Genomic DNA, 23,303 nt, shown 5'->3' on the forward strand with positions numbered 1-23,303 from the left:
AATATCATCTAACCACTAATGTTTAACACATATTTACTTAACTGATATCTGTCTTTTAATAACTCAAAACTTGTATATTTCGCATTATTGCATATTTGTGTAGTACACATAACAAAAAAACGCAGCCAATTGGCTGCGTTTTTAAATTACAAACTAGTTTTAGTTACCAGTTTCTTCAGAAATACCATCGTCGCCGCCATTACCGCCAGCACCCGGAGGTGTTGGTAAGCTAACAAAACCAGGCACACGTGAACGTGCATTTGGGTTAGCATTATTATTTGGTGCAGCATTATCACCAGGAGTTTGGCCTGGTGCATTTGGATTTGCATTATTACCATTAGGGCCTGCAGCCGTTGCTTCAGAAGCAGTCGTTGCATCAACACCAGCAGTTACAGCAGCTAATGTAAGCGTATCGCTATCAATACCAGCAGCACTCATTGCGCCTAGTACATCAGCAACTAACGGGCTATCTGCGCCTACAGCAGCAACTGCATCGTTAATTAACGCTTCTACGTCTTCAGCAGAACAATCACTACAAGCAGCTTCAATAGCAGCAAGTAAGTCTGCTTGAAGTTGCTCTGGCGAAGTATCTGCAGTCGCATTATTTAATACGCTAACAAGGCCAGCGCTGTCTGCTTGTGCATATACAGGTAATGTAACCACTGCAGTGGCACCAGCAATTAAGCCAGCTAAAATTAGTTTTTTCATGTCTCGTCCCATGGTTGAGTGTCTAATTACAAAATCTTAGCGTATTAGGGCAAAAAGTAAACTCTTTATTTACGCCATTATTAGTTTTTACTATTTGCGAAGGCGGCATTATTAAATTGCCTTGTACGCCATCGCAGCCCAGTTTTTCAAGTGCTTTTAAAGTCTCAGGTTTTTCAATTAAACAGGCTAAAACTTTAATACCAAAACCGTGGCAAATATTATTTACCGTTTGAATAAAAAATTGGCTTTGGGTGTTATCTAGCAGGTCTTGTATGTAGCTGCCGTCAATTTTTACAAATTCAATATCTAAGCCTTGTAAGTACCTAAACGACGTTAAACTAGTACCAAAATGCTCTACACAAACATTAATACCAATATCTTTAATGGCATCTATATGTAAACTGGCTACATGCACATTATAAAGTAAGCTTATTTCGTGTAGCTCAAACAATAAGTTAGTTTTTAAAATAGGTTTAGTAGTCGCGTAAAGCGTAAGCCACTCTATAAAATCGGTAGAATATAACGCGGCTTTACTTAAATTAAGAGCAAACACATCTTTTGGATATTGCTCTTTAACGTTTACAAAATTGCGTATTATTTTTTTGTCGAGCTCTTCGGTTAAATTAAGTTTTTCGGCCATAGCAAATAAATGGCCGTTATTTACCTTTCCACCTTCGTGTATAAAGTGTGCAAACACCTCAAAATAGCACTGCTGGTGCTCTGAGTTAGCTTGCTTAACAGCCTGCACCGAAAAACTCACCTCGCCCGAATCAATAATCGACTGAATTAGCGCACGCCATTGTTTAACACTAAATAGGGTGTCTTTATCTACTTTATTGGTAGCTGCGGTTTCGCCAATGGTACAACCGGTATCAAGCGCCGAAAGCACACTCCCTAAGCTCGAGCCTTTTTCAACACTCACAAGCGATAAGTTAGCAAACCCGTTTACATGTAAGCTGTTTTTCTTTTGGCTAAAAGCATCGTTAATGTCTAGTTTGGTTTTATTTAAAAATGGTACATCAAACGGGGCCAGTGCTATAAACGTACTGCCATTAAGCTTAAAAAGTTTAGTGTTAGTTAACTCGTTTAATATATTTTGCAAAGTAGTGCTTACATCGTAAACGTGTTCGTCGCCGTCTTGGTAGCTAACGGTTTGGTTAATATTAGTAAGCGAAGGCAGGGTGATCATCATTGCGGTTATTGGCGCATCTTCAGTTATTGTATCAACCACTGAGCTAAAATGGTTTTCAAACGACCGACGATTACCAAGCCCAGTAAGTGGGTCTATGTATACTTCTTCGGTGAGGGTTTGGGTTTGCTTAGTTAACGAGTCAAACGTGCTTTGTAAATTAATAACCATATTGTTTATTGCTTTAGTTACTGTACGTAGCTCGCGTGCAACTGGTATTTGCTGGTTTAAGGTAAAGCGTTTACGCGTAACCAATTGTGCTTGGTGTTCTACGGCTTTTAACGGCCTAAACACCGTGCCTAAAATTAAAAACGCAACCGCAAGCGATCCCGCAAGTAATAAAAACGATCCGTAAAAGCTGCGTTTAGTGTGCTCCCAAAGCGTTAAGTACGACTGCCCAGCATGGCTAGTTACATTAAGTGTGCCTGCCATAACCCAGCCATTATTAAGCTCGCTGCTCATAGTGGGGGCGTTAAGCTCTACCGCATTAATAAACCACCCAGGTACCGACTCAACCCGTTTAGGGTTAGTAAGCTCAAATACCACATTACTTTGCATGTCGGTAAATTTAATTTGCTTATAATAGCCACTATCAAAAATAGCCGTGGCCATGGTTTGGGCAATCATTAAGTTTTCGTCGTCTAGGTAGGGCGAAATAGAAAGCCCCAAACTTGTGGCGGTGTCTTGCGCGTGGCTGCCCATTTGGGTTTGCAAATAGTGGCGGGTGGTTTGTACGTCGGTAACTACACGTACAAAAAACGAAATAACCGAAATTAAAATAATTAACCCATACACTTGGGTTTTTAAACTAAGTCCATTTTTAAAAGGTCGATACATAACTACTAGTTCCTTTAATGTTACTGTTGGTGGGTGCAAGCTCACCGTGTTCTATTCGTTGTAGCATGGTGTTCCAGGCCGACACACCACGGCTATTTTTTACTTTATTACCTAACCCTTTTGCTTTAGCTAGCCATAAACCTTGGCCGTTAAAGCTGTATATAGGTTTTAAATCGGACCGTTTATTAGCGGGTAAAAGTTTAGTATTAAAATTACCTAACACAAGCGGTATTTGGTTAGGCTCTTCAAAATAAATTAATACCATGTGCGGCTGGTTTACTGTTTTTTGCCTTACATACATTAACCGTATTTTATCTTCCGGTATGCCCAGTGCAATTAGCGTAAAGTATTTGGCTATTACGTAGTCTTCACAGTCGCCCATACCAACGCCTAAGCTTTCGAGCGGGGTGGCCCAGTAATCTTTTTTTTGCCATAGGTCGTCGTCGGTTTGATATTGTATGTGTTTATTAAAAAAGTCGTTAACTAAGTGTATTTGTTGCCACTCGGTTTTACCTTGGCTGCTATCAATAAAGCTGAGCCAATTTTTAATACGGGCGTAGCCTTCGTCGCCGTAATGTTGTTGTGCACGGTTTAGTATATCGCTGTTACGTAAATGCATAAGTGCATCTTGCGCGTACACACAAAACGACATAACAATTAAAATGCAAACACTTAAGCGCACATACGTTCCTTTAGTTAATAATCCCTAATATACAGCCAGAACAAGTATAGTATTACTACAGCAAAAAAGGTAGATAAGTAAAAAGCATTACTTAACACTACAGTATGGCGATTGTTATCTACTTTCGCGAAACAAAAAATTAACAAAAAGCAGTGTTAAAGGATGCTTTTATAGTTGAGTACATAATTGTGTTGTGTATAATGGAAGTTCACACGGTATGTGGAGTACGTTAAAAGGATTTGAGCTTTTGCTTCTCCTTTGTGATTTTATAATTGAATAAAAAATTCAAAAGGAATTAAATTGAAAGTTTTAAAAGCTGTACTTCCCGTTGCAGGTTTGGGCACACGTATGTTGCCAGCCACAAAAGCCATTCCAAAAGAAATGCTCCCTCTGGTAGACAAACCCTTAATTCAATACGTAGTTAACGAAGCAGTAGCCGCAGGCATAAAAGAAATAGTACTGGTTACTCACGCATCTAAAAACTCCATCGAAAACCATTTTGACACCAGCTTTGAGCTAGAAGCCACACTAGAGGCACGCGTAAAACGCAGCCTACTAGAGGAGGTGCGTTCAATAGTACCAAAAGACGTAACTGTCATTTCGGTTCGCCAATCGGCACCATTAGGTTTAGGCCACGCAGTGCTTGCTGCTAAACCTATAGTAGGCAACAACCCGTTTGCTGTAATGCTACCCGACGTAATAATCGACAAATACAAGTCAAATCCAAAAACCGATAACTTAAGCCAAATGATCAAACGGTTTGATCAAACAGGCCACAACCAAGTAATGGTCGAGCCCGTACCACAAGCCAAAGTATACCAGTACGGCGTGGTAGACCTAGCAGGTAAAAACATAAGCGCAGGCGAAAACGCCACCATTAAAAATATGGTCGAAAAACCAAATAACGATGAAGCACCAAGCAATCTAGCCATAACAGGGCGTTATGTTGTATCACCCACTATTTGGGACTTACTCGAATACACACCACCGGGTGCAGGCGGCGAAATACAACTTACCGATGCATTACTGCAACTACGCCACCTCGAAACGCTCGAAGCTTACCACCTAAAAGGTAAGTCGCACGATTGTGGCTCAAAATTAGGCTATATGCTGGCAAATGTAGAATATGCAATGCAATCAAGCCATATGGGTGATGAGTTTAATAAGCAACTAAAGCAAATGCTTTAATAAACTGGCGTTTAAACTTTATACGTGTGTAAATCATATAAACTCAAAATTTATAGCTGGTGACAGTGAACTATATAACACCTACTTAATATACGTTGAAGCATGGCGAGAGATAAAATGAAAATGTTACAAGCAAGAGTTACTCATTTAAAGCAATTAGAGGCTGAGTCAATTCATGCAATAAAAGAAGTAGCAGCAGGATTTGATAACACAGTAATAATGTGCTCTGTGGGTAAAAAATAGCATTAATGCTTAACTTATTCATTAAGGCTTTATACCCCTCACTAGCATATAAAAGCTACTAAAGTTTTTAAATGTATTAAAAGGCTATATGTCGATTGTTGGGCCACGCCCGCATGAGGTGGCCCATAACGAGGAATACCGTAAGAAGGTCGACTTTTATATGCTTAGGCATAAAGCAAAACTAGGTATTACAGGCTGGGCACAAATTAATGGGTGGCGGGGCTAAACCGACACCTTAATCATAATTACTAAACGTGTAGAGTACGATGCACATTATATTAAGCACTTGTCGTTATGGTTTGATATAAAAATCATTTTTTAACAATATTTAAGGGATTTAAAAATGCAAACGCTTACTAACCCCGTGAAAGGTTTACTATTAGTTGCAGGTATGGGAGTAGCAACACCCGCAATGGCAGAGCTGAACCCGGGAAGTGTTATGACTAAAGATGGCGCACAAATAACACCCACATTAACAACCGGTATTAGCAGTAACGATAACTTTTTTAGTACCCCAACCGATGAAGAGTCGCGTTTAATTTGGACTATTGCCCCAAATGTTGACGCACTAATAGAAGACGGCGTTAACTATTACAATGTTAACATTGCAACCAGCACAAGTTTGCATAATAAAGACAGCGCCGATAACTTTACGCAAGTTAATTTAAGTGCTGCAACCCATAACGAGTTTACTAGCAAGCACAGGCTTGACTTTAATGCCACAGCCGATTGGTTGTTTGAACCACGCGGTAGCGGTTTAACCGAAGGCCTAGGCGATGCCGTAAACGAGCTAGTTGAATACCAACAGCAAAGTATAAATGGCCGTTATGAATTTGGCGCCGAAAGCTCAAAGGCACAAATAGCATTTTTGGGTGGTTTTTTTAATAAAAAATACCAAAACTTTAGGGCTATTTCGCAATTTCGTGATTACGACAGAACCACGCTTGGTATTGTTGGTTACTACAATACTCAAGCGGCTACGCGTACCTTTTTAGAGCTAAAACAAGAAGACTACCGTTACGATGTTATTGACGCTAATGGTTTAAGCCGTGACTCAGACGACGTGAAGGTATTGCTTGGTATGGAGTGGGATGCAACGGCTCTTACATCGGGCTCGGTAAAATTAGGTTACCAAAAAAAGGATTTTGCCACAGAGCAGCGCGAAAACTTTAGCGGACTTAGTTGGGAAGCGGGCGTTACATGGCAACCACTTAGCTACTCGTTTGTTGACTTTACTACCAGCCGCGCCGCAAAAGACCCGCTAGTTGAAGGCGATTATATACGTGAAAGTGTATACCGCGCAACCTGGACACACGACTGGAACGACCAATTAAGCACAAGTGCTGGCGTGTCGTACACCGACGAAAAATACGTAGGTGAAATTGGCCGAAAAGACAAAACAAGCAATGCTAACTTTGCAGTAAGTTATACCACAAACAGTTTTGGTATGGTTTCGACCTATGTTGACTTTATAGATAAAGACTCTACGCAAGACGCGCTAAAATTTGACCGTATGGTTGTAGGTATTAACTTTACATTTGCACTAAAGGCTAATTAATGAAATTTGGTATTTTTATTACTGGTTTATTTATAAATTTAGTAATGGGTAATCTTGTGCATGCTGCGCAAGATTACGTTTTAGGTGCGGGCGATAAGGTTGAAATAAAAGTATTTGGCCAGCCCGACCTAGAGGTTACTGCACTTTTAGGTAATAGCGGTGAAGTAAGTTACCCGTTTTTAGGTAAAATTAAATTGGCTGGTTTAAGCACTACGCAAGTTGAAAACCTAATTACCCAAGGCTTAAAGCCCGGCTACCTAGTAAACCCAAACGTATATGTACAAGTGACTGAATACCGCCCGTTTTATATACATGGCGAAGTTAAAAGCCCTGGCGCATACCCGTACCAACCCGCGATGACAGTAAACCAAGCAGTGGCGCTTGCTGGTGGTTTAACCGAGCGAGCGTCCCTTGATAAAATATACATATTTAAAGAGCAAACAAAGCAGCAGCAACAAAAAGGTAATTTAAATAGCCAAATTGCAGCGGGTGATACAATAAAAATAGAACAGCGCTTGTTTTAAGCAATTGTTAGGGCAGTAATAAATGAACCAAATACACGAAAACTCACAAAGCGAAGAAGTAATAGATTTAAGCGCTTATTTAAATGTTATTAAACGTAATAAATGGAGTATTTTAAGTTTTTCGCTAATAGTAACATTGTTAACTATTTTGTTAACTTTAACGTTAACAAAGCGTTATACCGCAACCGCCACATTACTTATTGAGGCTGAGCAAAGCAAAGCGGTAAGCTTTGATGAAGTTTACGGGCTCGATTCATCTAAAAAAGAATACTATCTCACTCAGTTTGAGGTTATGAAGTCGGACAGTATAGCCCGTGAGGTAATTACTAAGCTTGATTTAAAAGCTCATGCAGATTTTATCTCTAAGCCTTCTTTTATTGGTGAAGCTACCGGTTTTTTTAAAGGGTTATTTCCTTTTTTAAACAAAACCGAAAAGCTACAACTTACAGAGCAAGAACAACAAGATTTAGAAATGCTTAGCTTGCTTGAGGTATTTAAAGCAAGACTGTCGGTTTCGCCTATCCGTAAAACACAATTAGTAAGTATAAGTTTTGAGTCGAGCGATCCAAAGCTTGCGGCCTTAGTGGCTAACACCGTGGGTGAGGTTTACATAGAAAGCCAAATGCGCGCAAAAATGGGCATTACTCAGCAAGCGTCTAGCTGGTTAAATACGCGTTTATTTCAGTTACGTGTGCAACTTGACGAATCGGAAGAAAAACTACAAGCCTACCGCGAAGCGCAAAAGCTAGTTGATATTGAAGGTATTGCAGGGCTTGTAACACAAGAGCTGGAGCAAACATCTGAGCAATTAGTGACTGCCCGTACCGAAAAAAATAATCTACAAAGTATTAACCGTGTAATAAGTGAATACGGTAATAATAATTTAGAGCTTTTAGGCAGTATGCCTGAAATCACATCGCACAAAGTGGTGCAAGATGTAAAACGCGAAGTTATTTTAGTTGAGCGTAAAGTAAGTGAATTAAGCGAAGTTTACGGCCCTAAGCACCCTAAAATAATATCGGCAAAGGCTGAGCTGGCTACCGTTAAAAGTAACTTAAACAAGCAAATTAAAGGGCTGATTACTGGTATTGAAAAAGAGCTTAACCGTATTACCCGTACAGTTAGTGCACTTGAGGCCGATTTAGTTAAAATACGTGCAGAATATCAAGAGATCACGCGTAAAGAAACCGCCTACAACCAGCTTAAACGCGAAGTAGAAACTAACCGTAATATATTTAATACGTTTTTATCACGCTCGCGCGAAACCGAAGTAACTAGTGACTTTAGCTCGGCAGCGGCACGTTTTACCGACCGCGCATACGCACCAAAGGACCCAAGTAAACCTAACAAAATACTTATTGTAGTATTGGCGTTTATAGCAAGCTTTGGTTTTTCAGTGGTAATGAGCTTTGTGTTTGATGCACTTAACGACACGGTTAAAAATAAAAACGACGTGGAAAATAAATTAGCCCAACGCATGTTAGGTATACTGCCGTTTGTAAAAGTGCCTAAAAATAGCACATTTGGTATACATGCCTATTTCGACGAGCATTACAGGCGTTTTGCAGAGTCGGTACGTACGTTTCGTACCAGTTTGTTGTTAACCCAGCTTGACCGTGAGCACAAAGTAATTGCAGTTACCTCAAGCTCGCCAGGTGAAGGTAAAACGACAACCTCTACCAACTTAGCAATGTCGCTTGCGCAAATGGGTAAAGTGTTACTTATTGACGCTGATTTGCGTAAACCCAGTATTGCAAAACGCTTTGATATACCGGTATTTCATCCAGGATTAAGTAACCTAATTGTAGGTACTGAGCAATTAAGAGAATGTACGCATATTGACGAGCAGTCGGGCGTGACTATTATGTCTAGTGGGCAAATACCGGGAAACCCTTTAGAGTTACTGTCGAGCAACCGTTTTAATGAGTTACTGGTTAGCTTAAAAAGTACTTACGACCATATAATTATAGATACGCCGCCTACTCAAGCGGTGAGTGACGCACTCGTTATTGCTCAAAATACTGACTCGGTTATTTATGTAGTTAAAGCAGATTTAACACGTATTAAAACTACTAAAGCAGGTATTGAGCGTTTGTTTGAGTCAAAGGCGCATATTGCTGGGGTTGTTGTTAACCAAGTAGATATAACCAAGTCGAAAGAAGAACATAATTATGGCTACTACGACTATTACGATTACACTCAAGAATCTGAACAGTCGTAAATAACGTTATTATGATAGATATACATTCCCACATATTACCTGAGCTTGACGATGGTGCTAAAGACTTAACAGAATCTTTAGCGCTTTTAACAATGGCGCAGGCCGATGGTATAACCCACATGGTTGCCACACCGCACATTCATTTAGGCCGCTTTAATAATGCGGCTTCGCACATTTACGACGACCTAGCTAAATTAAAACACGCCGCGCATGATGCCAATATTAATATACAGCTAGCAGTAGCCGCAGAAGTTAGGCTAGATGTAGAGCTTATGACCTTGGTAATGAGCAAAAAGCTGCCGTTTATTGGCAATGTAAATGGCGCTAATTATATGTTACTTGAGCTACCGCATTCGCATGTACCGCAAGGGTTTGATAAGTTTATTAATTGGTTGGCTAAACAAAATATTAAAACGATTATTCCGCATCCTGAGCGCAACCGCGATATACAAGCTAAGCCTTTTTACATAGAGCGCTTAAAGCAATTGGGTTGTGAATTTCAGTTAACGGCCTCTAGCATTGAAGGCGAGTGGGGCGAACAAGCACAAGCTATTAGCCTTGATATGCTTAAAAATGGATTGGTGACTTACGTTGCAAGTGATACCCATTCGGTTAAACGGAGGCCGCCTATTTTAAGTAAAGCAAAAAGAATTGTTAGCGATTTAATTGGAGCCGAGCAGGCTGAAGCATTGTTTGTAACTAACCCGCTTAATTTAACGGCGTCTTTATTTAATGAGTAATACTAGCAAGGTGTTTAAATACGTTAATGTTTTAGTGTTGACACTTATTACACTGGCTATTTGTTATACCAGTTTACAAAGTATGCGCGCTAATGCGTGGTACTTTAATGCAAAAAATACTCTGCAGGAAATTACGGGTAATAATATTGATATACAGCAGCTTAACTTAGCTGACGACGCTATAAGTTTGGCAAGCTCGCTCGACCCAATCCATCCGCATTATTTGCAGTTAATGGCGCATGTAAAGTTGCTTAAGTTAGCGGTTAGTACAAACCAGCCAGATGATATAGCTGCAAGTTACCAGCAAATAGAGCAGTTATTATTAAAGTCGGTAGCGCTTCGTGAAACCTGGTCCGAAACCTGGATTGCGTTGGCAAAGGTAGTGAGTTACCAAAATGGCCCAACCGATCGGGTGTACGATTATATTCAGCAAGCTAAGCGTGTTGGCCCGTATAAAATTGAGGTGCATTTAGGCGCTATAGAAATAGCGCTAATGAACTGGCAACAACTCCCTCCAAAATATAAAGCGTTGTATGTAAACGAGCTAAAATTGGCGGCTAAGCACGGGCATAAGTTTTCTCGTGCGTTCGATATTGCTAAGCAGGTAGATGCTTTGCCTATTTTATGTTTGTCGCTTAAATTTGGCGCTCATTTTGAGGCGGTCAGAAACAGCTGGATGTTTAAAAAACAGTGTAAATAGGTTTTGTTTTTAGGAAAAGATTTTAGGTGTCAGATTACAAACATCAGTTATTAAATCTAAAACCATACCCCCGAAATTAAAGCTAAATTGCTTGTAATTACTTGCAGACTTAGAGCTTGTTAACGTTAGAAGCGCAGCTTCTTATTAAAAGATCATTTGCACGAAGAGAAGTAAATGAGAAGACATTAAGACACTAATAATGTTTTCCTTACTTTATCATTTGATCACTTCTCTAAAGCGAAGCGTCTTTTAACCTCTTTGTGAAAAATTGACTAAACGTGATTGCTCAAAGAGAACAAAATTAGAAGCAAATGAGAAGACATTACTAATACTGTATTCTATAAGTTTGTTGTTTTATAACTTATCTAAGCTTATGATTTTATTAATCTATTTATGAATTTTTATTTGATTTTTAATATGTATATTCAAAAGCGCAAAAAAATGCCCAGAGTGATTTAGGGAAACTCTGGGCTATAACGGGCTCTTTTGAGCCTTGCGCTAACTAAAAACTTTCTAATTCATAGGGAGAAGTTGAAAGTGTTTTAAGTATAGTCAAAGCTCTTAAAATTACATATTTTTAGTGCATTTTTTATACTGCAGTTAATACAAACACTTAACTGTGTTGTACACATTTTATACGTGATTTAAGTATATTTACTCCCAGTTTATTAACTGGGTATTTTGCACTAGATCGCGCGGTAGTGAGTTTTTGATCTTATTTTTTTGCCATTTACCTAGCCCAATAGGGCAGCCGCATAAAGTTAATACCACTTCGCCTAGCTCTTTTGTAGGCTCGGCTAATCGAACATCTTTACCATTAAAGTAGTCGTTTGCTTGTTCGCTATTTAGCGCATACGTGTTGGTTTTACACGCATTGCCTAAAACTGTAGCAAACTCGTGGGTTAGCCTTACGCCATTTTTATGAATAATGCCTATTTGAATACCTAAGCGGGCGTATTTAATTTTGTTTTGAATGGCATCAAATCCCTGCGGGAATAACCACAGTTCTTTGTCGCGCTGCATTAATGTGCCGGGTAAATTTGTTAAACCAAAGTGTTTTTTAAGCTCGCTCATAAATGCAGTTGTTGGTTTTTTATCAAACTCAACAAACGGAAACGCGCCTTTTTTAACTGTTTGGTTTGGGTTGTTACAGCTTGCATGCTTTTTAAACTTGGCAATAAAAAAGCCTTCGCTGTCGTAGGTTTGCGGCCAAACGTGCAAATAGCCCTCGGTCGTTGTTGCTTTATCGGCGCCCGGAAATAAATCGCTAAGCGACTCGGGCGTTATAAACTCGCCAAATTCAGCAAGCAAATATTCGCATACTTGCTGATTTTCTAGCGGGGTGAGCGTACAGGTTGAATAAACAAGCGTGCCGCCGGGTTTTAACGCGTAAAATGCGCTTTTTATTAAGTCTTTTTGTACTTGGGCTATTTGAATGTTTGATTCGATTGACCAATTTTTTAATGCGTCTGCATCTTTACGTACGGTGCCTTCGCCAGAGCAGGGCGCGTCTAGCAATATGCTATCGAAACATTCATACATGTAGTTACCAAATATAACGCCATCAAAGTGTGAAAGCGCACAGTTACCCACACCCATACGTTTTAAGGTGGCACTCAATACTTTTAAACGCGACGACGAAAGCTCATTAGCAACCAACACGCCTTGGTTGTTCATTAGTGCTGCTAGCTGCGATGTTTTAGAACCCGGCGCCGACGCCATATCAAGCACGGTGCTGCTTGTTTGTATGCTTTGCTTAAGCGCAATAGGCGGTAGCATTGAACTTGCCTCTTGCACGTACATGGCGCCGCTTAAATGCAAATCGGTATTACCCAGGGCTAGGTTTTGTTCTTCATTACTTGGGCGCTCTAGCCAAAAGCCTTCGCTACACCAAGGAATTGGCGTAAGTTGCCAATTTTTTTGCTCGGCTTTTTTAATAAAGTCTTCAACGGTTATTTTTAATGTATTAACGCGGATAGATTTTCTGAGTGGGCGACGACACGCATTTATAAAGTCATCTAACTTTAAATGATTAGGCAGGTAGGTTTTTACGTCGTCTATAAAGTGCTCAGGAATAAAAGTATTGGCGTTCACGCGCTAGCTCGTACATTAACAATAAAGCGCGATTTTAGCATTTAAATAACTAAATTTCAGTGATAAAAATGCGCCCCCTAATTAACTGGCGCTGTCGACACTTTGTGGTTTTTAGGTATTTATAAACTATTATGATCATACTTTAGACTAATAGTGTCGACAATAAGGCTGTTTTTTAGCCTTTATGTTAGGTTTTAGGGTTGACATGTTTTTTTAATGCGCCCATTATGGTGATACAAATTGTCGACAATCTAAAAAATAACTTATGACAGACTCATTTTCAAACGAAGCGCCCGTTACCACAGCATCCGATCAGGTATTTGTAAATATGCGCCGTGAGATTGTTGAAGGCACTATTGCCCAAGGTAGTAAAATTTCGGAGCCTGAGCTTGCAAAGCGTTACGGCGTAAGCCGCGCAACATTGCGTGAGGCGTTAAACCGCCTTGAAAGCTGTTATTTAGTTGAGCGCAAAGCCAATGTAGGTTGCCGTGTTGTAGCGCTTACCGCAGAGCGTTTAATTGAGGTTTACCAAGTGCGTAGCTCGCTTGAGGGCTTGGCGTGCCGACTAGCTGCCGACAATATGGAGCCTGATGAAATTAAAGGCTTAAAGCAATTACTTAATCAACATTTACAAACACAGCGCGTTAAAGAAGGCGAGTCTTACTACCAAGAAGCAGGCGATTTAGATTTTCATTATCGCATTATCAAAGGCAGTAAAAACGCGCATTTGATTCACTTGCTTTGTAACGACCTGTATCAATTAATACGCATGTACCGCGTGCAAATGGGCATGGTGGGGCCGCGAGTATCAAAAGCGTTTGACGAACACTTAGCCATTATTAACGCGATTGAAAACCACGACGGCGAACTGGCCGAAATGCTAATGAAGCGCCATATAAGTGCGTCGCAAGCGAATATTCAAACCAAATTTGATTTATACCAATCTGAATAATTGTTTACTCACAAAGATTGGTATTGGCCGCTAAAAGCTAAAAGTTAAGCAAAATAGTTAAAGCGTCATATACAAAGATTAAAAATATAAGTTACTCCATGTAGCCACCGTTCAAAGAGAGGAAATGACATGTCAGCAGGATATAAATTTAAACAAGCTATTGCTAATAACCGCCCATTACAAGTAGTGGGCACTATTAATGCCTACACAGCGATGATGGCTGAAAAAATGGGCCACCAAGCTATTTACCTTTCGGGTGCGGGTGTTGCTAATGCCTCTTTCGGTATGCCTGATTTAGGTATGACAAGCCTAGACAACGTGCTTGAAGATATTCGCCGTATTACCGGTGCAAGCGATTTACCTTTACTTGTTGATGCCGATACCGGTTGGGGCGGGGCGTTTAATATTGCACGTACCGTTAAAGAAATGACCAAAGCAGGCGCGGCGGGTTTTCATATAGAAGATCAAGTGGCGCAAAAGCGTTGTGGCCATCGCCCAAATAAAGAAATTGTAAGCCAAGGCGAAATGGTTGACCGTATTAAAGCCGCGGTAGATGCCAAAACCGATAGCGATTTTTACATTATGGCGCGTACCGATGCGTTTCAAAAAGAAGGCTTAAATGCGGCCATTGACCGCGCAGCAGCCTGTGTTGAAGCTGGCGCCGATGCTATTTTTGCTGAAGCTGTGCACGACCTTGCCGATTACCAAGCATTTGCCAATGCGTTAAATGTGCCTATTTTGGCTAACATTACTGAGTTTGGCCAAACGCCAATTTATACCAAAGAGCAGCTAAGTGATGTGGGCGTTGAAATGGTGCTTTACCCACTAAGTGCGTTTAGAGCGATGAATAAAGCGGCACTTAACGTTTACACGGCTATTTTAAATGAAGGCTCGCAACAAAGCGAAATTGAAAACATGCAAACCCGAGCTGAGCTTTACGACTTTTTAGATTACCACACATACGAAAACACACTCGATAACCTTTTTTCATCAAAATCTGACAAATAATAATTATTAAATTAGACAACACACAAATTTAAGATAGGAGAAGATCATGGTAGATAAAGCATTAGGCGGCGCAGGCTTACGCGGACAAGTAGCAGGCCAAACGGCATTATGTACAGTTGGCCAAAGTGGCTCGGGCTTAACGTATTGTGGTTACGATATTAGCGAGCTGGCTGAAAAAGCGCAGTTTGAAGAAGTGTCGTTTTTACTTTCACGCGGTGAGTTACCTACATCTAGCGAGCTGGCTGAGTACAAAGCAAAATTAAAAAGCTTACGTGGCTTGCCAGATGCACTTAAAACCGTGCTTGAAAATATTCCTAAAGACGCGCACCCAATGGATGTAATGCGTACAGGTTGCTCTATGTTGGGTAACCTTGAAATGGAACTTGATTTTAGCCAAGCAAACGATGCGATTGACCGCATGGTTGCAGTGTTCCCAAGTATTATTTGTTACTGGTACCGCTTTTCACACGATGGTGTTCGTATTGAAACACAAACAGACGACGATTCAGTAGGCGCACACTTTTTAACGTTATTACACGACAAAGCACCAAGCGAGTTGTTTGCGCAAGTAATGAATGTGTCGCTTATTTTATACGCAGAGCACGAATTTAATGCCTCTACATTTACAGGGCGCGTATGTGCTTCTACCTTGTCTGATATTCATTCGTGTGTAACGGGTGCGATTGGTACGTTACGCGGGCCATTACATGGTGGTGCAAACGAAGCTGCAATGGATATGATTGAAGGCTTTACTAGCGCAGAGCATGCTGAGCAAGAAGTAATGGGTATGCTTGAGCGTAAAGATAAAATTATGGGCTTTGGCCATGCTATTTACCGTGAGTCGGACCCGCGTAATGTAATTATTAAAAAGTGGTCTGAAAAACTAGCAGCAGAGGTCGGCGATGATGTACTTTACCCGGTTTCTGTTCGTTGTGAAGAAGTAATGTGGCGCGAGAAAAAGTTATTTTGTAATGCTGATTTTTTCCATGCATCGGCTTATCACTTTATGGATATTCCCACTAAGTTGTTTACGCCAATATTTGTAATGAGCCGCGTTACTGGTTGGACAGCACATGTTAAAGAACAACGTGCTAATAACCGTATTATTCGCCCAAGTGCAGATTACACAGGGCCAGACGCACGCAGCTATACGCCAATTGAATCAAGAGGCTAATTAGTTAGCATTTAAGGTGAGCCTAGCTCACCTTTTTGCCTTTTTATTTCCCGTCACTTATTAGCGAATTTTTATTATGACCATAATTAACAACACTCAGTACCGCAAACCGCTTGCGGGCTCAAATGTAGATTACTACGATACCCAAGCCGCTGTTGATGCCATTAAACCAGGCGCTTATGCTACTCTCCCTTATAGCTCGCGTGTATTTGCAGAAAACTTAGTACGCCGCTGCGATCCTGCCATGCTTACCGATGCACTTAGCCAAATAATTGAGCGTAAACAAGATTTAGATTTTCCGTGGTATCCGGCGCGTGTGGTGTGCCACGATATTTTAGGCCAAACGGCCCTTGTTGATTTAGCAGGCTTGCGCGATGCCATTGCGGCTAAAGGTGGCGATCCGTCTAAAGTTAATCCTGTAGTACCAACGCAGTTAATTGTTGATCATTCGTTAGCGGTTGAACATGCAGGGTTTGATCCTGAGGCATTTGAAAAAAACCGTGCTATTGAAGACCGCCGAAACGATGACCGTTTTCATTTTATAAACTGGACTAAAACCGCGTTTAAAAATATTGATGTGATCCCGCCAGGTAACGGCATTATGCATCAAATTAACCTTGAAAAAATGTCGCCTGTTATTCAAAACCGCGATGGTATTGCATTCCCCGATACGCTAGTAGGTACCGACAGCCACACCCCGCATGTTGATGCATTAGGTGTTATTGCTGTGGGTGTAGGCGGGCTTGAAGCTGAAAGCGTTATGCTTGGCCGCGCGTCGTACATTCGTTTACCCGATATTGTAGGCGTAGAGCTTACGGGTACTCGCCAGCCTGGTATTACCGCTACCGATATTGTGTTGGCGATTACTGAGTTTTTACGCGAGCAGCGTGTTGTATCGACCTATTTAGAATTTTACGGCGAAGGCGCCGATGCTTTAACGCTTGGTGACAGAGCAACTATTTCAAACATGACGCCAGAATTTGGTGCGACTGCGGCGATGTTTTATATCGACGATAAAACAATAGACTATTTACGTTTAACAGGGCGCGATGAAGAGCAAATAGCCCTTGTAGAAAACTACGCTAAAACGGCTGGTCTTTGGAGCGATAGCTTAAAAACCGCAAAATACGAGCGTGTTTTGACCTTTGATTTATCAAGCGTTGGCCGCAATATTGCGGGGCCTTCTAATCCACATCGTCGTGTTTCAACCAGCGATTTAGCGAAAGAAGGTATTTCGGGCGTTGTTGAAAACGAAGAAGGCTTAATGCCAGACGGTGCGTGTATTATTGCGGCAATTACCAGCTGTACTAATACTAGCAACCCGCGCAATGTAATAGCTGCAGGTTTGTTAGCGCGTAATGCGAATGCAAAAGGGTTAATGCGCAAACCTTGGGTTAAAACGTCGTTAGCGCCGGGCTCTAAAGCCGTGCAATCGTACCTTGAAGACGCAAACCTATTGCCAGAGCTTGAGCAGCTTGGTTTTGGTATTGTTGGCTTTGCGTGTACTACCTGTAACGGTATGAGTGGGGCGCTTGACCCTGTGATTCAAAAAGAAGTGATAGATCGCGATTTATACACAACGGCTGTGCTTTCGGGTAATCGTAACTTTGACGGGCGTATTCACCCTTATGCAAAACAAGCCTTTTTGGCATCACCGCCTTTGGTTGTAGCTTATGCTATTGCGGGTACGATTCGTTTTGATATTGAAAAAGATATTTTAGGACAAGATCAACAAGGTAATGATGTAACGCTTAAAGATTTATGGCCAACCGATGAAGAAATAGATGCGGTAATTCAGCAAAGCGTTAAGCCTGAGCAATTTAAAAAAGTGTACGAGCCTATGTTTGACTTAACCGTAGATTACGGTGAAGACAACGACCCACTTTATGATTGGCGAGCGCAAAGTACCTATATTCGCCGCCCGCCTTATTGGGAAGGAGCACTTGCTGGTGAGCGCACCATGAGTGGTATGCGTGCATTAGCAGTATTGGGGGATAACATCACAACGGATCATTTATCACCCTCTAACGCAATTATGGCAAGCAGTGCTGCGGGCGAATACCTCACTAAAATGAATGTACCAGAAGAAGACTTTAACTCTTATGCAACGCACCGCGGCGATCATTTAACGGCGCAGCGCGCCACGTTTGCAAACCCTAAATTACTTAACGAAATGGTACTTGATGAAAACGGTGACGTTAAGCAGGGGTCTTACGCGCGCATAGAGCCAGAGGGTGAAAACACGCGCATGTGGGAAGCAATCGAAACCTACATGCAACGTAAACAACCACTTATTATTGTGGCCGGTGCTGATTACGGGCAAGGATCGTCGCGCGATTGGGCGGCAAAAGGCGTAAGGCTTGCCGGTGTTGAAGTTATAGCTGCTGAAGGCTTTGAGCGTATTCACCGTACTAATTTAATTGGTATGGGCGTTTTACCACTTGAGTTTGCACCAGGCACGACACGTAAAACATTAAACCTTGATGGTAGTGAAAGCTACGATGTAAAAGGCGCACCAGCACCGGGCGCCACTTTAGAGCTTGTGATCACCCGTAAAAATGGTGAAGTGCTGACTGCAGCAATGAAATGCCGATTAGATACTCAAGAAGAGCTTTCTATTTATGCTGCTGGTGGTGTATTACAGCGTTTTGCTCAAGACTTTTTAGAAGCGACAAACGCGTAATAAGGATTTAAAAATATGTTTAAACCACAAATAAAAGTGCCCGCGACCTACATGCGTGGCGGCACGAGTAAAGGTGTGTTTTTTAATTTAACCGATTTGCCAAAGCCTGCCCAAGTGGCAGGTGAGGCGCGCGATAATTTATTACTTCGTGTTATTGGTAGCCCCGATCCTTATGGTAAACAAACCGACGGCATGGGCGGTGCAACATCAAGCACCAGCAAAACGGTTATTTTAAGTAAAAGTGAGCAAGCCGATCACGATGTTGATTACTTGTTTGGGCAAGTCGCAATTGATAAAGCGTTTGTTGATTGGAGCGGTAACTGCGGTAATTTAACCTCTGCCGTGGGGGCTTTTGCAATTAGTAATGGCTTAGTTGATAAAAACCGCGTGCCCGATAATGGCATAGCTATTGTGCGTGTTTGGCAGGCTAATATTAAAAAAAGCATTTTAGTGCATGTGCCTATGACTAATGGCGAAGTGCAAGAAACCGGTGACTTTGAGCTTGACGGCGTGACGTTCCCTGCAGCAGAAGTAAAGCTTGAGTTTGTAGACCCTGCTGATGGGGATGGTGCTTTATTTCCAACAGGTAATGTTGTTGACGATTTAGAGGTGCCAGATGTTGGTACGTTAAAGGCGACGATGATTAATGCGGGTATTCCAACTATTTTTATTAATGCTGAAGATATTGGTTATACCGGCACTGAGCTGCAAGACGACATTAATAACGATGACGCTGCGCTTAAAAAGCTTGAAACAATTCGTGCTTATGGCGCTGTTAAAATGGGCTTAATTACTAATATAAATGAAGCACAAGCGCGCCAGCATACACCTAAAGTTGCGTTTGTTGCTAAGCCTGTGGCGTATAACGCATCAAGCGGTAAACACATTGTTGCTGGCAGTATTAATTTATTAGTACGTGCTATGTCGATGGGTAAATTACATCATGCCATGATGGGAACAGCCGCCGTTGCAATTGGCACCGCAGCAGCAGTTGACGGTACGTTAGTAAATATGGCTGCTGGTGGTGGCGCATTGAGTGAAGTGAATTTTGGTCACCCCTCGGGCACGTTAAAAGTAGGCGCTGAAGCTAAAAAGATTAATGGAGACTGGCAAGTTACTAAAGCGAGTATGAGCCGAAGCGCCAGAGTATTGATGGAAGGGGTTGTAAGAGTTCCCTTTTAATAATTTTTTACTGCATTATTAACTTTGTGAAATTAAAAGACCCTTTTAGTCAGTTAGGGTTAACGTAACAATATTAATAATGCAGTAACAATTAAGCAGGATTTTAAAATAAATAAAAAACAAGGGATTGGCTTTCCTGGTTCTAAAGGTTTACTTTCAATTAAGAGCTCAGTTCTTTTGGGTTGCTTTATCTCCGTTCTGCATTTATTTTTAATGTTCTGTCGCAAATACTTGAAGAAAAAATTTAACAAACTAAATTTAATGTAATAATCAATCAATAAACACGATATATTATAAACCAACATGTTGGTTTTTTGTGGCTGTAACCTAGGTTATTGAATTTAATTAAGGCCTATAAAAATTAAAACATGGCGTTAAACTAAAATTACATCATTTTATATGTATAAATATGTAGCAACAACTCATAGCTTAATGGTACTTTTAAAGTTCTAGTAACAAAGGTTAGATTATTGTGCTTGTTTACATTTTTTGTAAACGACTAATATACTTTCCCAAGTTTAACCAAACTTTTTCAGATACTTATTTCATGGCTATCAAGGAGAAATAAATGGCGAAGCGTATGATCAAATTTACACCAATAGCGGCATCAGTTGCACTCACACTCGGCTTAACGGCGTGTGGTTCTGACAACGATGGCAATAACTATGTTGCACCACCACCACCTGTTGAGTCTTTTAGCTCAGAAGACACAGCTTTATTTAACGTAGAAGTTACAGGTAAAGCGGTTAAAGGTGCGATGATGAACGCGGTGGTTAGCGTTTCAACATTAGATGCAACTGGTGAAATGGTTGCAGTACCATTTCGTTTAGCAGCATCTGCGGAAGCTGAAACATTCTCTGCTGAAGAGTCAACTCAAGCAGCTGCAGATGCAGCAGTTGCTGCAAGTATTTTAGCAGCAAACCCAGACGCTGTTTTAACAAATGAGAGTGGCCGTTACAGCGTTTACTTAGAAAATGACTTTTCAGGTCCTGTATACATTACTGTTAAAACATCAGCAGAAGGCGACGATAGCTACCTACGTTGTGATGCATACTTAGGTTGTGGCACTTACGACGAAGCACCAGCAGAAGATGATGTTAACGATGGCGATACAGCAATTGAGTTTGGCGAATGGTATAAGACAGACCTAGAACTTTCTGTTGTTAAATTTGTGCCAGCGGTTGAAGCTGATGCATCTGGCGCAAGTGGCGTTTTTGGCGATGCAAACGTAGCGCGTTCACTTAGAGCAAACGCGACTTTCTTAACAACACTTGTTTCACAACTTTTAATTGATGCTGGCGAAGGTGTTGATGCTGCAGGTATTGCAAATTCAAGTGTTGACGTACTAGTTCAAGTTTTAGGCCCAGACACAGCACTTTTACTTACTTCTTTATTGGGTGATGTATCTATCGGCGGTGCAACTGATTTGGCTGACGTAGATGGTGAAGAAATGCTAAACGATGGTACTTTATCGTTAGCTCAACTTGCTTCATCTATTCAAGGTCTTGCTGATATTAACGGCAATATGACAAAACTTATTGCTGGTATTAAAGCAGGTAAAGTAACAGGTAGTGACGATGCAGACATCGCTGCACTAGCAACTGCATTACAACAAGCTGCTACAAATACAGCTAATATTTTCTTTGCAATAGCAACTGGTGAAGAAAGCGATATTGAAGCTGCTCTTGCGGCTGCATTTGCTGTAAACAATCCAGATGCGACTGACGCTGAAAAAGCTGCATTTGCTGCGCAATCAACCGGTATTGCTAAAAAAGCGAAAGCTGCAAAAGATAAAGCCGTTAAAAGTGGTGCAGCAAGTGATGCTGGTTTAGCTAATGCTGCTGAGAAATCTAAAAAAGCACTTGAGAAAATTGGTTGTACTGACGATTGTACAGTAGGCAATGGTTTCTACATGCAACTTGCAGCCAAAGTAACTGCTGCGGTAACTATTGCAGAAGCTGATTTAGTTTCAATCCAAGAGTCAGTAACTACTGCAGAAGCTGATTTAGTTGAAGTACAAGCAAAAGGTGGAGACACTGTAGTTGACGCAGACACAGCTGTTGCGTTTGCAAATGCAGTTGAGTTACTTGTGAATAAAGCTGCAGTAGCTGATTTAGCCGGTGAATCGAATGCATTGTTTGTTCAGTCTCAAGGTTTAGTATCTGTAGCTACATTACTTGTGGCAAATAGTTCTGATTACCAACAGATTTTAGATGATGCAGACGCGTTAGTAACAGGTTCTTCAGCTGAAATTGAAAAAGTTGCAACGTTTAACACAGAACTTGCATTACTTGTTACTGAAGCTGAAGAAAAGCTGGTTGAGTTTGAGGCAGAAGTTGCAGCAGCAGCTGCCCTTGCTACAGAAACAAACGAATTAGCGCAAGCGGCTGAAACGGCTGCAATGACTGCTGAAACAGCATCAACAACTGCGCTTACTGATGCTGAAAATGCAATGGTAGACAACGCTGATAATGCAGCCGCTGCGTTAGTACTAGCTGATGCTGCTATTGTTGCGGCTTCTGACTTTGCTGCAAGTGTTGACGCATTAGAAGTTGCTATTGCTCAAGCATTAGCTGCTGCAGAAGCTTACTTAGCTCTAGATGCTGACAGTGCCGATGCACAAGAATTAATTGATGCTGCAGAGGCAATGGCTGTTACAGCTGCTGCTAAAGCTGAGCTTGCATCAGAGCAGTTTGCTACAGCATATGCTCTACAATTAACAGCGCAAGAAGCGATTGCTAAGTTTGAAGTACTTGTATCTGTTAAAGCAACATCAGAGTCACTTAGCACAATGACTGTACTTACAAGCACTGGTGGAGAAGCGGTTCTTGATGCAGCTGACGTGTTAGGTGATGTAATTAACGAACTTGCTGATATGGGGAATGTGGGTGAAGGTACATCTACTCGTCAACCTAATTGGACTTATGCTTACAGCTTAGACGATTTAATACTGATACTTAACAATGAAACCACAGGTGAAAAGATTAACGCATTTGCATCTTACCAAGGTGATCAGTTAGTTGTTGCTTGGGGCGCTACGTTAGTTGGCGGTGATGCTACGGTTGAGCTAGTGACTGCAGATTCGCAAGCAAACGCACTTACAGATTGTGTTGATTTTGCAGCAGGTACTATTGATGAGACTCAAATTGATTCTTGTTTAATATTTACTTTTGACGGTGAAGTTGATGCTGACACAGTAGATGATGCTGAAATCGTTAACACTGAAGCTTGGAACCACGTGACAATTACGGACGGTGATTCTGGGTTTACTGGTATGTTAAACGTAACGGCTAATGACGCGACTGACATGGGTACTGTTACTCTTGAAGGTATGTCTGGCGACCTAGACTTTAAAGTTATGGGAACGGTTGACGCAAGCGGTGATGAAGATCAAAGCATGTTAGATGTAATGGTTAAAGGTGACGCAGCAATGGGTTACACATTATCTCTTATGGGTGCTGAGTCTACAGGTTACACTGGCGACGTTAAAGCTATGTACAATGGCATGATGATGTCGTTTGGTACTGCTACTAAAGTTACTAATGGGCTTTCAATCTCTTACATTGATGGTGTAACAATGGATTACATTGATGTTGATTTTATTGACTCAAGCAAGTAAT

General features: G+C 41.2%; 16 protein-coding genes and 2 pseudogenes. 14 read left to right on the top strand and 4 right to left on the bottom strand.

From position 1 onward, the window contains the following. Positions 1-159 precede the first annotated feature (159 nt). From MTF67_RS12520 to MTF67_RS12530, 3 genes are read right to left on the bottom strand one after another with little or no spacing between them, the layout of a single operon-like run. On the bottom strand, positions 160-708 hold the full coding sequence (locus MTF67_RS12520; protein WP_039037195.1) for a hypothetical protein: 549 nt from the start codon (positions 706-708) through the stop codon (positions 160-162). Positions 709-730: 22 nt separating this feature from the next. Next, positions 731-2,734 (bottom strand): EAL domain-containing protein, encoded by a 2,004-nt coding sequence (locus MTF67_RS12525; RefSeq protein WP_248519686.1) that lies wholly within the window; start codon positions 2,732-2,734, stop codon positions 731-733. Then, entirely contained in the window at positions 2,718-3,416 is a 699-nt protein-coding gene (locus MTF67_RS12530; RefSeq protein ID WP_248519687.1) for a transglutaminase-like cysteine peptidase, read from the bottom strand. The genes MTF67_RS12525 and MTF67_RS12530 overlap by 17 nt, the downstream gene beginning before the upstream one ends. 300 nt (positions 3,417-3,716) lie before the next feature. Here MTF67_RS12530 and galU point away from each other — a divergent pair, with 300 nt between their 5' ends. The 8 genes and pseudogenes from galU to MTF67_RS12570 all read left to right on the top strand — a co-directional run bounded on the left by galU (position 3,717) and on the right by MTF67_RS12570 (position 10,590). After that, the gene (gene galU / locus MTF67_RS12535; protein ID WP_248519688.1) at positions 3,717-4,604 is read left to right on the top strand and encodes a UTP--glucose-1-phosphate uridylyltransferase GalU; all 888 of its coding nucleotides are present in this window, start codon (positions 3,717-3,719) and stop codon (positions 4,602-4,604) included. Between the two features lie 123 nt (positions 4,605-4,727). Beyond that, a pseudogene (locus tag MTF67_RS12540) lies at positions 4,728-4,841 on the top strand (sulfate adenylyltransferase small subunit); the annotation flags it as partial. A gap of 31 nt (positions 4,842-4,872) precedes the next feature. Beyond that, positions 4,873-5,207 (top strand): annotated as a pseudogene (locus MTF67_RS12545) (sugar transferase); the annotation flags it as partial. Next, the gene (locus tag MTF67_RS12550; protein ID WP_248519689.1) at positions 5,191-6,405 is read left to right on the top strand and encodes an outer membrane beta-barrel protein; all 1,215 of its coding nucleotides are present in this window, start codon (positions 5,191-5,193) and stop codon (positions 6,403-6,405) included. The pseudogene MTF67_RS12545 and the gene MTF67_RS12550, both read left to right, overlap by 17 nt. Then, positions 6,405-6,929 carry a polysaccharide biosynthesis/export family protein gene (locus tag MTF67_RS12555; protein WP_039037190.1) on the top strand — a complete coding sequence of 175 codons (525 nt, stop codon included), beginning with the start codon at positions 6,405-6,407 and terminating at the stop codon, positions 6,927-6,929. Before MTF67_RS12550 ends, MTF67_RS12555 begins: the two co-directional genes overlap by 1 nt. 22 nt (positions 6,930-6,951) lie before the next feature. Continuing rightward, a complete protein-coding gene (locus tag MTF67_RS12560) occupies positions 6,952-9,150 on the top strand; it encodes a polysaccharide biosynthesis tyrosine autokinase (RefSeq protein ID WP_039037189.1) in 2,199 nt (732 codons plus the stop codon). 11 nt (positions 9,151-9,161) lie between these two features. Next, positions 9,162-9,890, top strand: a complete 729-nt coding sequence (locus tag MTF67_RS12565; protein WP_039037188.1) for a CpsB/CapC family capsule biosynthesis tyrosine phosphatase — start codon at positions 9,162-9,164, stop codon at positions 9,888-9,890. Further along, complete coding sequence (locus tag MTF67_RS12570; RefSeq protein ID WP_039037187.1) at positions 9,883-10,590, top strand: VpsP family polysaccharide biosynthesis protein; 708 nt, start codon at positions 9,883-9,885, stop codon at positions 10,588-10,590. The genes MTF67_RS12565 and MTF67_RS12570 overlap by 8 nt, the downstream gene beginning before the upstream one ends. Before the next feature lie 654 nt (positions 10,591-11,244). On the opposite strand, the gene rsmF is transcribed toward MTF67_RS12570, so the two are convergent. After that, positions 11,245-12,684, bottom strand: coding sequence for a 16S rRNA (cytosine(1407)-C(5))-methyltransferase RsmF (gene rsmF / locus MTF67_RS12575; protein WP_039037186.1), 1,440 nt, complete (start codon positions 12,682-12,684; stop codon positions 11,245-11,247). A gap of 265 nt (positions 12,685-12,949) precedes the next feature. On the opposite strand from rsmF, the gene MTF67_RS12580 reads away from it, so the two are divergent. The 6 genes from MTF67_RS12580 to MTF67_RS12605 all read left to right on the top strand — a co-directional run bounded on the left by MTF67_RS12580 (position 12,950) and on the right by MTF67_RS12605 (position 23,302). After that, complete coding sequence (locus MTF67_RS12580) at positions 12,950-13,636, top strand: GntR family transcriptional regulator (protein ID WP_010556308.1); 687 nt, start codon at positions 12,950-12,952, stop codon at positions 13,634-13,636. Between the two features lie 129 nt (positions 13,637-13,765). Continuing rightward, positions 13,766-14,644 carry a methylisocitrate lyase gene (prpB, locus tag MTF67_RS12585; protein WP_248519690.1) on the top strand — a complete coding sequence of 293 codons (879 nt, stop codon included), beginning with the start codon at positions 13,766-13,768 and terminating at the stop codon, positions 14,642-14,644. Positions 14,645-14,690: 46 nt separating this feature from the next. After that, positions 14,691-15,818, top strand: a complete 1,128-nt coding sequence (gene prpC / locus MTF67_RS12590) for a 2-methylcitrate synthase (RefSeq protein ID WP_006794389.1) — start codon at positions 14,691-14,693, stop codon at positions 15,816-15,818. A gap of 76 nt (positions 15,819-15,894) precedes the next feature. Then, positions 15,895-18,501 (top strand): Fe/S-dependent 2-methylisocitrate dehydratase AcnD, encoded by a 2,607-nt coding sequence (acnD, locus tag MTF67_RS12595; protein ID WP_039037182.1) that lies wholly within the window; start codon positions 15,895-15,897, stop codon positions 18,499-18,501. Between the two features lie 15 nt (positions 18,502-18,516). Further along, the gene (gene prpF, locus MTF67_RS12600; RefSeq protein WP_248519691.1) at positions 18,517-19,683 is read left to right on the top strand and encodes a 2-methylaconitate cis-trans isomerase PrpF; all 1,167 of its coding nucleotides are present in this window, start codon (positions 18,517-18,519) and stop codon (positions 19,681-19,683) included. A gap of 568 nt (positions 19,684-20,251) precedes the next feature. Next, the gene (locus MTF67_RS12605) at positions 20,252-23,302 is read left to right on the top strand and encodes a hypothetical protein (RefSeq protein ID WP_248519692.1); all 3,051 of its coding nucleotides are present in this window, start codon (positions 20,252-20,254) and stop codon (positions 23,300-23,302) included. Position 23,303: the final 1 nt, after the last annotated feature.

Origin of the sequence: Pseudoalteromonas sp. 2CM32C, from assembly GCF_023161925.1 — a bacterium.
Taxonomy (GTDB): Bacteria; Pseudomonadota; Gammaproteobacteria; order Enterobacterales; family Alteromonadaceae; genus Pseudoalteromonas; species Pseudoalteromonas marina.

What these genes read in the sequence shown, in the direction of transcription:
- MTF67_RS12520 (WP_039037195.1), bottom strand. Translation starts at nt 708, where the DNA reads ATGAAAAAACTAATTTTAGCTGGCTTAATTGCTGGTGCCACTGCAGTG.
- MTF67_RS12525 (WP_248519686.1), bottom strand. Translation starts at nt 2,734, where the DNA reads ATGTATCGACCTTTTAAAAATGGACTTAGTTTAAAAACCCAAGTGTAT.
- MTF67_RS12550 (WP_248519689.1), top strand. Translation starts at nt 5,191, where the DNA reads ATGCAAACGCTTACTAACCCCGTGAAAGGTTTACTATTAGTTGCAGGT.
- MTF67_RS12555 (WP_039037190.1), top strand. Translation starts at nt 6,405, where the DNA reads ATGAAATTTGGTATTTTTATTACTGGTTTATTTATAAATTTAGTAATG.
- MTF67_RS12560 (WP_039037189.1), top strand. Translation starts at nt 6,952, where the DNA reads ATGAACCAAATACACGAAAACTCACAAAGCGAAGAAGTAATAGATTTA.
- MTF67_RS12565 (WP_039037188.1), top strand. Translation starts at nt 9,162, where the DNA reads ATGATAGATATACATTCCCACATATTACCTGAGCTTGACGATGGTGCT.
- MTF67_RS12570 (WP_039037187.1), top strand. Translation starts at nt 9,883, where the DNA reads ATGAGTAATACTAGCAAGGTGTTTAAATACGTTAATGTTTTAGTGTTG.
- MTF67_RS12580 (WP_010556308.1), top strand. Translation starts at nt 12,950, where the DNA reads ATGACAGACTCATTTTCAAACGAAGCGCCCGTTACCACAGCATCCGAT.
- prpB (WP_248519690.1), top strand. Translation starts at nt 13,766, where the DNA reads ATGTCAGCAGGATATAAATTTAAACAAGCTATTGCTAATAACCGCCCA.
- prpC (WP_006794389.1), top strand. Translation starts at nt 14,691, where the DNA reads ATGGTAGATAAAGCATTAGGCGGCGCAGGCTTACGCGGACAAGTAGCA.
- acnD (WP_039037182.1), top strand. Translation starts at nt 15,895, where the DNA reads ATGACCATAATTAACAACACTCAGTACCGCAAACCGCTTGCGGGCTCA.
- prpF (WP_248519691.1), top strand. Translation starts at nt 18,517, where the DNA reads ATGTTTAAACCACAAATAAAAGTGCCCGCGACCTACATGCGTGGCGGC.
- MTF67_RS12605 (WP_248519692.1), top strand. Translation starts at nt 20,252, where the DNA reads ATGGCGAAGCGTATGATCAAATTTACACCAATAGCGGCATCAGTTGCA.